The following is a 15,188-nucleotide window of genomic DNA, read 5'->3' as shown; positions in this document are numbered from 1 at the left end:
TTTAATAAGGTATAAAGATTTAGGTTAATTAGAAAATAGGTTAATAGTTTAGGTAAGAAAGATTGCAAGAACAATAGGTAGTAAGATTTAAGGTAATTATAAAGATTGTATAAAGGATAACACGATGCCCGCGAGGGTGCGTTGATTAATAAAAATTATAAGTTAAATATGACTACAGCCGTGAGGTTCAGTCTTTCAATCAGAAAAGTAAAGAAAAGAACAGATAATAGTTTTTTAAGGAATGTATTTAAACGAGCGACTTCTTTTTTAAGAAATCGCCCGTTATTTTTTTACCATATCAAACCGCAAACATATCTGATTCCAATAAGAAACTATTCAGAAACGGCACAGCAAGTAATCTCAACAATTATGAAAACAATCAATAAAAACAAATATTCTGTCTTTCTATATCAAAGTATTTTTCTCTTTATGTCAAAAACAACATGTGTCTTTATGTCCAAAACCCAAGTGTACGTACTTATAACAAATCATCATAAATATGTATGACAAAAGTAATTTGGAATATTGTGAAAGAAAAAACAATGTTCCTTTTTTTGTCGTTCAAACTAAAAGTCGTAACTTCGCGGCTCAAAACGAATGCCGATGTTTTCGATGAAGAACAGTGACGCACTGCTTGAAATGATTCGCAAAAAGCAGCAAATGACTACCGGTCAGAAGATGAGTCTGATCGTTTGGCTCAGCGTACCCGGTATTCTCGCCCAGATAACCACGGTATTGATGTTCTATATTGATGCCGCAATGGTAGGACATCTCGGTGCCAAGGAGTCGGCAAGCATCGGTTTGATTGAGTCATCGACATGGCTTTTCGGCAGTATCACCAATGCCGCCGCAATGGGATTTGCAGTGCAAGTGGCTCACTTTATCGGTGCAAATGACTTCCGTAAAGCGCGTGATGTTTTCCGTCATGCCATACTCTGCACCATGATATTCAGTTTTTTCATTGCCCTTGGTGGTGTGATAATCAGTGGCGACCTACCCTATTGGCTCGGTGGAAGCAAAGAAATAGCAGACGATGCCACGATTTATTTCATGGTATTCATGTTCATTATGCCCTTCTTTCAGTTATCAACGCTATCGGGTGCCATGCTGAAAAGTTCCGGCGACATGCGTATTCCGAGCATCATGAGCATACTGATGTGTGTATTTGACGTGGTGTTCAACTATATCTTCATTTTCATATTCCACCTCGGAGTACTCGGTGCAGCGATGGGCACGGCCATATCCATTATCTTAGGAGCACTCGGACAGGCTTATTTTGCAGTGTTCCGCAACAAGATACTGTCACTTCGTCTCGACCGTCATCGCTTCGTATGGAATAGTGGTTACGTACTGAATGCACTGAAAATTTCGTCGCCAATGGCAGCTCAGTCAATGCTAATGGGCGGCGCTCAGATAGTAAGCACTATCATTGTTGCCCCTCTCGGAATGTTCGCCATTGCTGCCAACTCGTTTGCAGTGACAGCAGAAAGCCTTTGTTACATGCCCGGCTATGGTATCGGTGAAGCCGCAACCACACTTATCGGGCAGAGCATCGGAGCCGGTCAGCGTGCCCTCACAAAGTCGTTTGCACGAATGACAATCCTACTCGGCATGGCTGTAATGGCATTTATGGGTATAGTGATGTATGTCTTTGCGCCGGAGATGATAGGTTTCCTCTCTCCCATCGAGGACATACGGTCGCTCGGCATAAATGTTCTGCGCATTGAAGCATTTGCCGAACCGTTCTTTGCCGCCTCTATCGTTGGTTACAGCATCTGTGTCGGTGCCGGCGACACATTGCGTCCGGCTCTAATGAACCTTGTTTCAATGTGGCTCGTCCGTCTCACCCTTGCCGCCATGCTCGCCCCCCGCTACGGTTTGCCCGGCGTGTGGTTTGCAATGGCGGTCGAACTCACTTTCCGCGGCACAATATTCCTTATCAGGATATATCGCGGAAAATGGTTAAAAGAGGCTTAACGTATTATTTCCCGGCTTTTTCCAAGTATTTTTCCATCAGCCATTTGTTCTGCTCCTCGATTGTCATCTCACTGTTGTCGAGCACCAAAGCATCGTCAGCCTTACGCAGTGGCGACACCTCTCGGTGACTATCAATATAGTCTCGTTGCTCCACATTGGCAAGAACATCGGCATAATCGGCCTCCACCCCTTTCGCTTTCAGTTCGTCATAACGACGACGGGCACGCACCTCTGCCGATGCCGTAACAAATATTTTGAGTTCTGCATCGGGAAAAACAACGGTTCCGATGTCGCGCCCATCCATTACAATACCTTTCTCCATGCCCATCTGTTGCTGTTGCGCCACGAGAGCCTCGCGCACGAATGGCAGTGCCGAGACAGCACTGACACGACTCGAAACCTGCATCGTGCGGATTTCATTTTCCACGAGCACGCCGTTGAGGTAGGTGTCCGGCCTACCGGTTTTGTCATTCAATGCAAACGATATTTTCACTTCCCCCATTCTTTCTCGCAGAGCATCGGCATCGATTTCGCATGCCGGAGTATATAGATTGTTGCGTAAAGCGAAAAGCGTAACGGCACGATACATCGCTCCGGTGTCCACATATACATATCCGATAGCGCGTGCCAAGTCTTTTGCCATTGTCGATTTTCCGCATGACGAATGCCCGTCAATGGCTATTGTGATTTTCTTCATAAACAGTATTCTTTATTCTCGGCAAAGGTAATGAAAAATGTCCGTACTGCAAAGGGATTTACCACGAAAAATATCAATTACGCAGATTGTATTCGTAAAACACTCTTCTAGCCTACAATACCAAATCATTCGTTATCAACTTTATATATTACCGCAAAGCAATTTGGGCGAGATTGCAAAGTAATTTGGGCGAATTTGCAAACCAATATCGCCCAAATTACTCAGCAAATTCGCCCAATTTACAAATCGTTCCGATATTTTAGAAAAGGAAAAGAGGCATACTTCAAGGGTTTGCAACATTATTATTGCTACCTCGAAACCTACCTCTTTCTTGGTTTTCCCTAATCAGAGAGTATATGTATTACTCGTAGATGAAGGTGAAATTTTTCTCTGCTGTGAGAGTGTTGCCAACGAAACAAGCCTTATGAGCGAATGTTTCGATTTTCTTGCGAGTCTTTTCGTCAAAGTCGCCCTTGATGTGGAACACCACGTTAAGTTTCGTTACGCTTAATGTCTCCATGCTCTCCTCAAACTCTCCGATTTCGGCATAACTGCCTGTGAGGTCGATTCCCTCTTTCAATCCACGGAGTGCCATAACGGTGAGCGCACAGTTTGCAAGCGACTGACCAAGCACATCAACCGGCGTTGGATATTCTCCATAACCACCGAATGCCTTACCGGCATCTGTTACTAACTTCTGTCCTGATGCAACATGTGTTGTTTCTACGCGGGCATTGCCCAAATACTTTGCTACTGAAATTGCCATAATTTTATTGTTTTGTTTTATTAGACTTCAACATACTATCACGAAGCATGCCGTTTATAATATCATACGTTTGCCGGAATCGTTGTCATTCTTCCCACTCGAAGCCACGAGCGAGCCCTCCTTCACTTGTCTCCTTATATAGAGATGGAATGTCATGTCCGGTCTTCTTCATCACTTCAACCACACGGTCGAACGACACACGGTGCCTACCATCGCTGAATGAGGCATATAGTTGGGCATCAAGCGCACGACATGCGGCAAAGGCATTACGTTCGATGCACGGTATCTGGACAAGTCCGCACACCGGGTCGCACGTCATTCCAAGATGATGTTCGAGTCCCATCTCTGCGGCATACTCCACCTGAGAGGGTGTTCCACCGAACAACTGACATGCTGCGGCAGAAGCCATTGCGCACGCCACGCCCACTTCACCCTGACAACCCACTTCGGCTCCGGAGATTGAAGCGTTTGACTTCACCACGTTTCCGAACAGTCCGGCAGTGGCAAGGGCACGCAATATTCTCGTATCGGAGAAATCGTGATGGCGCGACATGGCATACAACACGGCCGGAACCACTCCACATGAGCCGCAAGTTGGCGCGGTAACTATTTTTCCCATGCCTGCATTCTGCTCACTCACAGCGAGTGCGTAGGCATAAACCATTCCGCGCGACTGCAACGACGGTTTATAGGCACGCGCCTTTATATAATATGTGGCTGCCTTACGAGAAAGATTAAGCGGGCCGGGCAACGCTCCCTCACTCTCAAGTCCGCGTTCCACAGCCTCTTGCATGGTCTTCCATACTTCTGAAAGATAGTCCCAAATGCCACTTCCTTCACAGGCTTCCACATATTCCCAAAAGTGACGGCCGTTCTTTTCGCACCATTTCTGTATTTCGGCTATCGTGGTAAGTTCATATATTGGCTTCTCATAGAACAAATCGTTCTGCCCCTTACCTTCCGAAAGAGCACCTCCACCCACGCTATAAACAGTCCACTCGTCGGTCGTTGCGCCGTTTTCATCCATTGCCTTGAACAACATTCCGTTGGTGTGCACAGGCAACACAACGTCCGGTTTCCAACAAATTTCCACCGGAGCGATAGTGCTGAGCACGTCGATTATTGCCATGTCTGTCATGTGCCCCTTTCCGGTTGCCGCCAAACTACCGTAAAGTGTCACCTCGAATGATTTAGCCTTCGGGTTTCTCTCCCCGAATATTCTTGCTGCCCGATGCGGTCCCATTGTGTGACTGCTCGATGGCCCTGTACCTATTCTGAATATTGATTTTATCGATTCCATAATTATTACGTCAATTTTACCATCAGCAAATACCATGCCATTGATTTTTATATTGTCATAAATAGAATATGACCAAGACTACAAATGACGGAAAAAATGTGAGATACATGTCACGAATGGGGACAGATTTTGTTGGAACACCCTGCCCCACTGTGTGATGCGTTCTTTGCTCCACGTAAGTACAAGCCTACGCTTGGCACGCGACAGAGCCACATAGAGCCGGCGCATTTCTTCCTGCTGACGCTGCAAATCGTCGCGAGAATGGAAGCCGGGATAGTTGCCATCGGTCACTCCATACACTATAACATTGTCAAACTCAAGTCCTTTCGCCTTATGAACCGTGGAAACGAACACTTTCTCACGCATCGTGCGACTGCCACAGAGGTCGGCTTCTTTCAGAGTGTTCAGCACATTCATGAAATTGGCCAACTGCACATGCAAAGGTCGTCGGTCATCGCCTGTCACATCGTCAGCAATATAACGCTCCACGTATGGCATTTTATCAACCGGTGAAATACGCTCGGCAGCGAGCAAATAATTATAGGCATAACGCCACTCGGCAAGCAATGCCGGTTCGTCTGATACCTGTATGGAGTAAAGCATACCGTTAACATGGTCATAGAGAGGCTTATATGTCTCGCGCAAACGCTTCACTGCCTTGCTATATTTCAGAGGAATATCCACTTGTCGCTCTGCCTTTTGTTGACCTTCACGGAAACAGTAGTCTGCCAGATTCTTTGTTGCCATTATGTCATCATTGGCAAGGTGAGAGTTCTTTCCTTCAAGACCAAACTCCACAATCAGGTCTTTCAGTTTATGACTGCGCAGTCGCGGACTTATTATGCGCGCAATATGCAACGTGTCAATACAGCGCGGAAAACGTTCTTTAAAGTCGGATATGCCACAACGGTGGCGCAGGTTGTTGTGCATGATATGATAATCATATTTGGCGTTATGGCCGAGCAACACACAGCCGGAGGCATATTCCATAAACATACGCATTGCATCTTCCGGCTCGAGCAAGTCGTTATTGCGGTATTCCTCCACAAGTGGGTTTACCGTATCGCCCAACATAGGCGGTATGTCGCGCTCGGTGCGTATGAAGATATTCAGTTCCGAGCCTACCACAAGTTCTCCGTGATGCAGTTTTACGGCTGCTATCTGCACCACATCGTCTTCCTCTATCGACAGTCCCGTTGTCTCAGTATCGAACACTACAATGTCATCATGAGCATATATTTGCAGAAATTCTTGTAATGACGTTATGCCGTCATCGCGCATTAGGTCGGCCGGTGTCATGCCGTTTATGGCAAGGTCGCGCACGAAACTGCGAGCCGCCGAATTTGAGCCGACAGCGTTTATACCCGCCACAATGCGTGACCAAGCAAGAAAATTGTGATCGCCTGCTGCCACACTGAGATGCGCCATGGGCAGTTTCACGGCCGGTTCGGAGAAGAGATCACGCCCCGACACTTTGAAATGTTTCACACCGAGATTGGCAAGTCGTGCGCTTATATCGTCGGCTTCGGAGTTGTAACTTACAACCACGGCGACAGTCTCGTCAGGGAATCGAGCACCGATGCGTTTCACCAGTTCTGCCACATCCTGCTGTTCGTCTATGTTATTGTCGGAGCATGTTATCAGGAGGTCGCCCGCCTTAGCCTCTATCGCATGCGTTGTCTGCGGCAAAAGACGTTTGTCTATGCCCAACATTTCGTGTCCGTAGGTGTTGAACACATCAAGAAGATATTTCGGAGAGCGGTAGTTGGTGTAAAGGTTGTGTATCGTGCAGCGGCTCGCGAGCAAGTTGAGTGTTTCGCTTTTCGCACCCATGAACGAATATATGGCCTGCTGACTGTCGCCAAGACACATCACTGTGGGCGATTGTTGGGAGGTTATGAGGTCGATAATCTCAAGTTGCAACTGACTCAAATCCTGCACCTCGTCTATCTGAATCCATCCATATCGTTTGCCCGAATATCCGTGCTTTAGCGTGTCGTAGGCATATAACAGCAGGTCGGCAAAGTCCACAAGGTTGTGTTGCCGTTTATATTTCTCGTAATGCCGCGCCGCCGACATCATGCGTATGAAGTTCTGCACTTCACCATTGCGATTCAGTTCTGCCAGTTGTTCGTAATCGTCAATGTTACGATATAATTCCGATATGCTTTCACGCGTGAATCCTTTCATCAGAATCGCGCATATATGTTTCAGTGTCTGTGCGTTCAGTTCCTCACCATGCACCGTCAGTTCGCGCGGATATCCGCTCGTATATTGGTGCATGAAGTGTTGCAGATTGATTATTTTTGAGTATTGATGCCGCATTTTCGCATCTTCCTGCACGGCAATATCGTCCTGTTGCAGGAAGTCGGCAATTATGCTCACACTGTCGTCCTCGTCAAGTATCGATGTATCCATAGGCAACACCTCGTTCTCGAACAGGAATTGCGAACAGAACTTATGAATGTTTCCGACAAACAATTCATCCACGCTATCGCCTGCCATCTGCTCTATTCTTTCGCGCATTCCGCGTGATGCCCGGTTTGTGAATGTCAGGCAGAGCATGTCGCCATAATCAACACCAAGTTCGTGTGCATGTATTATTCTTTCGGCAAGCACCTCTGTCTTACCACATCCCGGTGGTGCCAACACAAGATGATAGCCTTCCTGTGCGTCTATCACCTCGCGCTGCCTTTCGTCATATCGTTTCCTTTCCATTGCCTTCACGATTGTTTCCGTCCCACAAAGTTACTGAAAATCCTTATAATATCTGCAAGAGTTGGGCAGTTTAACGCGTTATAAAAGCAATATGGTGTGAATCTGTAAAGATCCACACCATAAATGCCTTATTATAAGAATGTATGTTTATTGGCACCGAACGAAAATAATATAGAGCCAAACACGTTAATGTTTCGTACAAAGTGAAATAGCCTTTGACAATGCTTCGTGCTTTGCGACCTTGTAATCCGGAATGGTGCCATGAATATCCTTTTCGTCTGCTCCATACTGCCAGAAGCGTTTATATGACACAAAAGCATTCAGACCGGATATTGGCAACTTATATTCAAGTATGTCACCGAAACACACATTCATTCCTCCGGTTTCCTCTCCAACGACAGTCCCCATACCAAACTCTTTGAAAGTCCAAGCAAAAGAACTCGCAGAAGAGAACGTATTGCTACTCGTCAACAAATAAACATTACCTTTAAAATGCCTTTCCTTGTTGCTCAGAGGTACTTTCATTTCATCATCTCGTACTTCTCCGGAATACCAACCAATATTTACTTTTTCCTTCATCAGTGCTTGAGAGGTTGGCGTTACCTTCACCAAATACTTTCCAAACTGAGAGAAAGGTTTAGGTGAAATATAACGAAGCAGCACATCTCCTACCTGCGAATTACCACCTCCGTTTTCCGTAATATCTATTATCAAGTTAGTAATGTTGTTATTACGTAATGTCGTAAACATAGAATCAGCAAAGACTTTCATTCTCTCTACATCAGAAAAACTCCGAAAATCCATTATTGCCACATTCTCTTTCGGCATTATTCTGAAACTATATATTTCTTTTTCTTCGTCCTTTGTGCTTTCCTTCTGCTTTTTCTTTTTCAATGCGAACAGTTCATGGTTAGGGCATGGGGTCAGTGTAATATGACACGACTCCTTTTCCCCTGGCTTCAGATACTCGATATTATAACTATCGGCAGAGTAGAGCATGAAGAAAAAAGCAGCAAAACCATTACGCACTTTCTGCATCTTGTAAGCCATAGACTCTCCACTTACATAGTCAAGCATCTTTTCAAACATCTGACTATCAGAGACCCCATTTATTTTAATAATCCGTGCTCCTTCAGGAATTTTGTCATCTATTGAGAACAAAACAGTAATATCATTGTTTGGCATTACTCTGAAAGAAAGGGGAATTCGTGGAGTATCTTTCTTGAACGCGTCATTCAGAGGATAGAACAAAGACGTATGTCCATCACCTATTTTCACTACCAATGGTTGTATAAGTTGATACAATTTCAGTGTTGTCAATGAGTCCGGGAGTTTTTCTTCTATATCATTCAGCATTTTAAAGAAGTCTCCTTGCTTGCAAACTGAAAACATATCAGGGTGTATTTCGCCGATACTGAAAACGAGTGACGCTATATCAAAAATCGCTTGTTGCTTTGATAAAAGACCGCTATCGGACTTTTTCAACAACTCATCAGAAGGATTATCTATTGAATACGAGTACATTTCCTGCCCATCAACAGTGCTCGTAATTGACAGAAACAGTAGAATAGAGAATAGGAGTTTTTTCATTTTCATTATTTCTTAGTCTTATTTAAACGATTTATATTTAATTACTTATATAAAAAATCATTGATTTTTCCTGTAACTTTTCACTGCCCATATATTTATTAACGTGGCAATAACTGCAAGCATGACAAGTTGTGATTGAATACTACGGAATGTTCCGCCGCGCACAAAGACCGTGCGCATAGCCTCAATAAAATAACGCATAGGATTGATTCTCGTCATTATCTGCGCCCATTCGGGCATACTCTGTACCGGAGTGAACAACCCACTAAGCAGAATACAACATACCATTATAAACCACATTACGAACATCGCCTGCTGCATCTGGTCACTATAATTGGAAACAACAAGGCCGAGACCGCTGAAAACAAGCGCAAGGAGCATCACTGAAAGATAGATAAGCAGAACACTACCGGCAGAAACAAAACCATATACAAGCCATGCCAGCAACAAACTTACGCTTATTACAAAAAAGCCGATAACCCAATACGGAACGAGTTTGGCAAGAATAAATTCCCACTTAGACACAGGTGTTACGTTGATTTGCTCTATAGTACCTACCTCTTTCTCGCCCACAATGTTCAGAGCGGGCATAAACCCACACATCATTACTATGAGAATACCCATCAATGCCGGTATCATGAATAGTTTATAATCATGATGCACGTTATAAAGTGTTTTGTCAACGATAAACTTAGAACTATTATTTTTCGTCCATACGTTACCACTTGATTGTACGTTAGCAACAATCCGGGTCAGATAATTGGCTCCCATCATTCCTTTTGTTCCGTTTACACTATTCGCTGCAATAAACACTTGAGGCATCCTTCCGTTTACAATGTCACGCTCGTAATGCTGCGGTATCACGGCAATGACATCAACCTCGTTCTTTTCCAGTCGTTCATGAGCCTCCCGATATGATGATGCCATGCCGCAGAACTTGAAATAATCCGAATACTCTATGCGATGATCAAGGCGCAATGAGGTTTGACTGTGGTCGTTATCCACCAAAACCACATTGATGTTTTTCACCTCCATATTCGTTATCCAAGGTGCAACACATATCAGCACAATGGGAAAAGCCAATATCATTCGTGGCAAAAATGCGTTGCGGCGAATCTGTATGAACTCTTTCCGTATCAAACATATAAGTCTCATAGACATATCATAGTTTTATATCTTACGACTTTTCATTCAAGCCGTGTCTTGAATTTTGCCAATGCTATGGCAAGTATGCTCACAGTCATCACACTCATTACGGCAATTTCTTTTATCGCCATTTGCCACGACACGCCCATTATCATCAGTTTCTTTATCGCAGAGATGAACCACCGGGCAGGCATTGCATACGAAATCCATTGCAATATATCCGGCATACTTTCTACGGGATAAATCATACCCGATAGCAATATGCTTGGCATGAGAAGCAACATTCCCGACACGAGCATTGCCACCAATTGACTTCCGGCAACCACACTGATGAGGAGTCCCAATGACAATGCGAGAAGAATGTAAAGCATTGACACAAGGAATATTGAAATGATGTTTCCTGCAAGTGGCACATCAAGCACATAACGACTGATGAGCAACACTATAACAAGAATAAAAATCGAGAGTAGAAAATAAGGTACGGCCTTGGCTATGATTATCATCAGCGGACGCATCGGCGAGACAAGAAGCACCTCCATCGTGCCACGTTCTTTCTCTCTTGCAATGCTTACCGAGGTCATCATGGCACATATAAGCATCAGCAACATTCCCATTATACCGGGCACGAAGTTGTAAGCAGACTTCATCTGCGGATTATATAGCATTCTTGCGACTACCGGTGGCGATGACACATTTGTTATAATCTGCTGCACATAAGCCGTGCGTGTCAGTGCGGTGTTTGGGTCTGTTCCATCAACAAGAATCTGTATGCTATGCGAATAAGGATTGTCGGCATAACCGGCAGAGAAAACCAATGTCATATCTGCCCTCATGTCACGCATCAGTAGTTTTGCCTCTGCAACCGTTTCTACAAAATACTGCACCGTAAAATATTCCGAAGCATTGATACGGTCTATCACTTTCTGTGTCCCATTGTCAATGGATGAGGAGACAACAACCATCCGCACATTCTTTACATCGGTGGATATAGCAAACCCGAAAAGCAGAAGCATAACCACCGGCATGCCGAAAAGTATCATCAGCGTACGCCTGTCACGAAGTATATGCTTCGACTCCTTGATTACGAATGACATGAATTGCCTCATAATAATATATTTATGAAATGCCAAAACATCGAAATAAAATATTACTCTCTCTTCGCTTGTCGTGCCAAATAAGTGAAAACGTGATCCATATCAGGCTGGGCAAAACGATTTATCAACTCTTTCGGAGAACCTAATGCTCTCACTTCACCATCCACCATTATCGATATACGGTCGCAATATTCGGCCTCATCCATGTAATGAGTTGTCACAAAAACCGTTATTCCTTGCCTCGCCGCCTCGTAAATGAGTTGCCAAAACTGCCGACGTGTTGCCGGATCGACACCACCTGTAGGCTCATCGAGAAACACAACCTCCGGCTCATGTATGATACTGACAGAGAAAGCCAGCTTCTGTTTCCAACCCAACGGCAACGAACCAACAAGAGAATCCTTATGTTCAGTCAATCCGAGACGAGTCAACAAAGCATCGCTTTTCTTCCTTATCTGCTCCGCATTCATACCATATATTCCTCCGAAAAGACGTATATTCTCCGAAACCGTCATGTCTTCATAGAGCGAGAACTTCTGGCTCATATATCCGATGTGTCTCTTTATCTGCTCATACTCTGTCGCACAGTCAAACCCGGCAACACTCGCTCGTCCCGATGTTGGCTGACTCAATCCACTCAATATGCGCATCGCAGTAGTCTTTCCGGCACCATTGGCACCAAGAAAACCGAATATTTCGCCACGAATAACTCTGAAAGAGATGTTATTAACCGCACGAAAATCACCAAAAGATTTCACGAGATTTTCTACCACTATCACATCTTCTTGCTGCGTAGAGCGCACAATCGATTCATCATTATCGGTATCGGGAGTAAAGATATTTCTGAAATTGATGAGTATTTCATCAGGGGTTCCGATACCTTTCACTTCGCCTTCATACATGAAAGCCACTCGGTCACAATGTCTTATCTCGTCTATATAGGGTGTTGCAGCAACGACCGTGATACCACGTTCCTTGAGATGATCTATCATTTCCCACAAGTCCTTGCGACTCACGGGATCGACACCGGTCGTTGGTTCGTCAAGCAAAAGCACGTCAGGACTATGCACAAGGGCACAAGAGAGTGCAAGTTTCTGTTTCATGCCGCCCGACAACTTGCCTGCCCTGCGCTTTCTGAAAGGCTCTATATGGCTGTAAATATCCTTTATACCTTCATATCCGGATTCTACCGTGGTACCGAAAAGCGTAGCAAAAAATTCCAAGTTCTCTTCGACCGACAAATCCTGATACAGCGAGAACCTCCCAGGCATATAGCCAATACGGCGGCGTATCTCCGACATCTGTTTCTCGGTGTTGAAACCACAAACAACGCATGTTCCTTTCTTTGCCCCGGTTTTGTCGGCAGCATCGGGTAGAAGCAGCGTGGCAAGAATACGAAAAAGTGTGGTCTTACCGGCTCCATCCGGCCCTATAAGTCCGAAGATTTCGCCTTTCTTCACACTGAAAGACACATCGTGCAATGCTCTCACCTTGCCGAAATGCTTCGATACGTTGTTTACTTCTATCATTTATATTAAAAAGTCAAGAATTAAAAGATGAAATATGGGAAATTAATACAAAGCAGAGAATGCCTGTGCTTAAAACTTAACTTCTCCATACATTCCTATTTTTATATATCCGTCGTTCTTTACCCTTATCTTAACGGCATATACCTGATCGGCTCGTTCGTCATTGGTAAGAACACTCTTGGGTGTGAACTCCGACCGGCTGCTTATCCATGTCACAACACCATCATACTCATGACCTACATCGTCTCCATAGTCGGTGAACACTTTCACTTTCTGTCCAATCTTCACACGCGACAACTGCACAGATGTTATATATGCACGCAGAAACATATTATTGATGTCGGCAACCTTGAAAAGAGGTTTACCGGTAACAGCAAACTCACCCTCCTCGGCATATTTCTCGAGCACAGTACCGGCAATGGGAACCGTAATGTAGCATTTCTTCAGTTGATCGAGCACTTGCAACCGTTGTACTTCTGCCGCTCCTGCCTGCGAATCAATGCTACGTGCACTGTTGTCGAGAGATGACATCTGTGCCCCTAACTGGTGGCGAAGTACCGCTAACTGACTTTGCGCATCTTCAAGTTGCTTACGATTGGCAGCATTTTCATTCACCAACTGTTTGAAACGATTCACCTCCTGTTCTGCTTTATTAATCTGCTGACGTATTGCTGCTATCTGTTTATGCACGTCGGGACGTTGGTTTGCTATACCGGCACGGTTTGCCCCCAACTGTCTTACTTTCAATGCGAGTTGGACCGTGTCTATGAATCCCACCTGACTATTCTGCTCCAACACATCACCTTCGGTAACACTTAATTTCATAAGCCGTCCTGTCTGTTCGGCACTAACCGTCACTTCTGTTGCCTCAAAAGTGCCGGTGGCATCATATCCCTTATTGTCTGAAGAGCATGCAGCCATTACAACGACAACTGCGAATAAAAATATTTTTCTCATATCAGTTATTATTGATGGTTTTCAGTTTATGGATTTCTTGCAAAAGTTCCACCTCATGTATAGCGCGCTGCTGACGAGCCTCACTCACTGCATTAATGTCGCGCAACATCTCATTGACCGTTTCTATTCCACTCTCTACCCTCTTCTCGCTCGCACGGCGTATATTCTCGCGCAAGCGGATTATCTCATCATCATGAGCAATCTGACTACGAATATTTTCTATTTGTCCTTTCAACTGTTGTTCTTGAATGCGAATGTTGAAAAGGAAAGTTTCGCGGTTGACATTTACCTGTTGTTTCTCCATGTCAATGAGTTGGGTATCATTCTTCCTTCTGTATAAAGCACCGATATTCCACGACACCGTTGTACCAACTTTGTAATACGCATCCCAACCATTCTTAAACATATTCAGTCCCGGATTGCCTACTCCTCCTTGCAGAAAAACATCTACACGAGGGCGTAATGATACGTCAAGCGAACTTTGTCGCAAATCGAGAAGACGCTGTTGAGCATTATAAAACGAAAGTTCCGGACGATTATTGGCAGTAGGAAAAAGTGCTTCTGTTGGTTTCCGAAGTTTCACCGATGCATCAATGGGCGTGCCTATAAATGTTGAAAGCATGGAAAGATATGTCCGACGAAACGTATGTAACATTTCTTCTTGTTGACGTGCACGTATCAATTCTACCGATACCAAGTCAGCATCACTTTGGTTTGCCACTCCTCCGGTAATCATTGCCTCCACATTTTTCTGTACCAATCGCAGGTCATCTTGCAGCAAGATGTTATGCAATAGTTGTTCGTCAATCAACAATATGCTAAAGAACAACCTGTTTACACTCTCACGTATTCCATACATCATCACGTTGATTTGTTCATTTTGCACATCCGCCTGTGCTCTCGCGATTTTCTTTTCTGATGCGATTTTACCACCGTCATATATTACTTGACTGATAGTAACACTTGTATTATATTGGTCACGAGGCAATCCCTCATAATCTATTCCAAACTTTCCGATATCAATAGGTAATCGTGTCACACTACTCTGATAAGAAGCGTTACCTTGAAATAACACCTGCGGTAAATTTCCTTTGGCCACATTCGATAACGTGAAGTCGCGACTCTGCTCCACAAGACCATACTTCCTGATTGCCGGATAATTCGCCCGAGCCTGCTCTTGCAATTGTTCGAGAGTGATTTGAGCCTTGGCAGAAAAAGTCAAAAACATCAATAATATAACGACAATACTTTTCCTCATATCGCATCTGGTATATGTTAGTTGTCTGCAAATATACATAAATTCAAGATATAAACGTAATTTTTATTTTATAAAATGGCTTTTTACAAATCAAATTCGCCGAGATTGGTTTACAATTTCGGCGAATTTGATTGGCAAAATGGGCGAATTTACTTT

11 protein-coding genes are annotated in these 15,188 nt (G+C 44.3%); 1 reads left to right on the top strand and 10 read right to left on the bottom strand.

The window, feature by feature from the left end:
* Positions 1–603: 603 nt before the first annotated feature.
* Positions 604–1,977 (top strand): MATE family efflux transporter, encoded by a 1,374-nt coding sequence (locus EHV08_RS11005; RefSeq protein ID WP_126679310.1) that lies wholly within the window; start codon positions 604–606, stop codon positions 1,975–1,977.
* A 4-nt stretch (positions 1,978–1,981) separates the two neighbouring features.
* On the opposite strand, the gene cmk is transcribed toward EHV08_RS11005, so the two are convergent.
* The 10 genes from cmk to EHV08_RS10955 form a co-directional block, all read right to left on the bottom strand.
* A complete protein-coding gene (gene cmk / locus EHV08_RS11000) occupies positions 1,982–2,674 on the bottom strand; it encodes a (d)CMP kinase (RefSeq protein WP_126679309.1) in 693 nt (230 codons plus the stop codon).
* 361 nt (positions 2,675–3,035) lie between these two features.
* On the bottom strand, positions 3,036–3,440 hold the full coding sequence (locus EHV08_RS10995) for an OsmC family protein (protein WP_126679308.1): 405 nt from the start codon (positions 3,438–3,440) through the stop codon (positions 3,036–3,038).
* 85 nt (positions 3,441–3,525) lie between these two features.
* The gene (locus tag EHV08_RS10990) at positions 3,526–4,740 is read right to left on the bottom strand and encodes an L-serine ammonia-lyase (RefSeq protein WP_126679307.1); all 1,215 of its coding nucleotides are present in this window, start codon (positions 4,738–4,740) and stop codon (positions 3,526–3,528) included.
* 78 nt (positions 4,741–4,818) lie between these two features.
* Complete coding sequence (locus EHV08_RS10985) at positions 4,819–7,458, bottom strand: 3'-5' exonuclease (RefSeq protein ID WP_126679306.1); 2,640 nt, start codon at positions 7,456–7,458, stop codon at positions 4,819–4,821.
* Between the two features lie 186 nt (positions 7,459–7,644).
* Positions 7,645–9,048, bottom strand: coding sequence for a S41 family peptidase (locus tag EHV08_RS10980; RefSeq protein ID WP_158676086.1), 1,404 nt, complete (start codon positions 9,046–9,048; stop codon positions 7,645–7,647).
* Positions 9,049–9,105: 57 nt separating this feature from the next.
* The gene (locus tag EHV08_RS10975; RefSeq protein ID WP_126679304.1) at positions 9,106–10,203 is read right to left on the bottom strand and encodes an ABC transporter permease; all 1,098 of its coding nucleotides are present in this window, start codon (positions 10,201–10,203) and stop codon (positions 9,106–9,108) included.
* Positions 10,204–10,235: 32 nt separating this feature from the next.
* A complete protein-coding gene (locus tag EHV08_RS10970) occupies positions 10,236–11,300 on the bottom strand; it encodes an ABC transporter permease (RefSeq protein WP_126679303.1) in 1,065 nt (354 codons plus the stop codon).
* A gap of 41 nt (positions 11,301–11,341) precedes the next feature.
* Positions 11,342–12,817, bottom strand: a complete 1,476-nt coding sequence (locus EHV08_RS10965) for an ATP-binding cassette domain-containing protein (RefSeq protein WP_126679302.1) — start codon at positions 12,815–12,817, stop codon at positions 11,342–11,344.
* A 69-nt stretch (positions 12,818–12,886) separates the two neighbouring features.
* Positions 12,887–13,774, bottom strand: a complete 888-nt coding sequence (locus EHV08_RS10960) for an HlyD family secretion protein (protein ID WP_126679301.1) — start codon at positions 13,772–13,774, stop codon at positions 12,887–12,889.
* 1 nt (position 13,775) lies between these two features.
* Positions 13,776–15,032: a TolC family protein gene (locus EHV08_RS10955; RefSeq protein ID WP_158676085.1), complete on the bottom strand. Its 1,257-nt coding sequence runs from the start codon at positions 15,030–15,032 to the stop codon at positions 13,776–13,778.
* Positions 15,033–15,188 lie beyond the last annotated feature (156 nt).

It is taken from the genome of Prevotella koreensis, assembly GCF_003977605.1.
Classification (GTDB): Bacteria; Bacteroidota; Bacteroidia; order Bacteroidales; family Bacteroidaceae; genus Prevotella; species Prevotella koreensis.
The sequence above is the reverse complement of the archived record's forward strand: the minus strand, read 5'-3'. Positions and strand labels throughout refer to the sequence as shown.